Annotated in this window: 2 protein-coding genes and 1 pseudogene; 2 read left to right on the forward strand and 1 reads right to left on the reverse strand. The window is 51.2% G+C overall.

The genetic code is table 11. The annotated features are described in order from the left end of the window. Nucleotides 1-165, reverse strand: a 165-nt coding sequence (locus BGK49_RS27525; RefSeq protein ID WP_047664789.1) for an IS1 family transposase, incomplete at its 3' end; no start/stop codon positions are given. 57 nt (nucleotides 166-222) lie between these two features. On the opposite strand from BGK49_RS27525, the pseudogene BGK49_RS15830 reads away from it, so the two are divergent. Both BGK49_RS15830 and BGK49_RS27530 read left to right on the forward strand, forming a co-directional pair. Beyond that, nucleotides 223-855: pseudogene (locus tag BGK49_RS15830) on the forward strand (fimbria/pilus outer membrane usher protein); the annotation flags it as partial. A gap of 56 nt (nucleotides 856-911) precedes the next feature. Continuing rightward, nucleotides 912-1,076 (forward strand): IS1 family transposase (locus BGK49_RS27530; protein ID WP_047664789.1); only part of this gene is annotated, 165 nt, incomplete at its 3' end.

The raw sequence follows: 1,076 nt of genomic DNA on the forward strand, positions 1-1,076 counted from the left end.
TTTCTGGTGCGTACCGGGCTGAGAGGCGGTGTAAGTGAACTGTAGTTGCCATGTTTTACGGCAATGAGAGCAGAGATAGCGCTGATGTCCGGCAGTGCTTTTGCCGTTACGCACCACGCCTTCAGTAGCGGAGCAGGAAGGACATCTGATGGAAATGGAAGCCACGCAAGCACCTTAAAATCACCATCATACACTAAATCAGTAAGTTGGCAGCATTACCGTAGCCATCAAACTTATTGGGGAACGAGTAATGTCGATGAGCAATTCCAGGCTGGATTAAATACTGCGTTCGAAGATATCAACTGGACGCTCAGCTATAGCCTGACGAAAAACGCCTGGCAAAAAGGACGGGATCAGATGTTAGCGCTTAACGTCAATATTCCTTTCAGCCACTGGCTGCGTTCTGACAGTAAATCTCAGTGGCGACATGCCAGTGCCAGCTACAGCATGTCACACGATCTCAACGGTCGGATGACCAATCTGGCTGGTGTATACGGTACGTTGCTGGAAGACAACAACCTCAGCTATAGCGTGCAAACCGGCTATGCCGGGGGAGGCGATGGTAATAGCGGAAGTACAGGCTACGCCACGCTGAATTATCGCGGTGGTTACGGCAATGCCAATATCGGTTACAGCCATAGCGATGATATTAAGCAGCTCTATTACGGAGTCAGCGGTGGGGTACTGGCTCATGCCAATGGCGTAACGCTGGGGCAGCCGTTAAACGATACGGTGGTACTTGTTAAAGCGCCTGGCGCAAAAGATGCAAAAGTCGAAAACCAGACGGGGGTGCGTACCGACTGGCGCGGTTATGCCGTGCTGCCTTATGCCACCGAATATCGGGAAAACAGAGTGGGGTAATGCTGCCAACTTACTGATTTAGTGTATGATGGTGATTTTAAGGTGCTTGCGTGGCTTCCATTTCCATCAGATGTCCTTCCTGCTCCGCTACTGAAGGCGTGGTGCGTAACGGCAAAAGCACTGCCGGACATCAGCGCTATCTCTGCTCTCATTGCCGTAAAACATGGCAACTACAGTTCACTTACACCGCCTCTCAGCCCGGTACGCACCAGAAA

It is taken from the genome of Shigella sp. FC1544 (genome assembly GCF_001722145.1).
GTDB classification, from domain to species: Bacteria; Pseudomonadota; Gammaproteobacteria; order Enterobacterales; family Enterobacteriaceae; genus Escherichia; species Escherichia coli.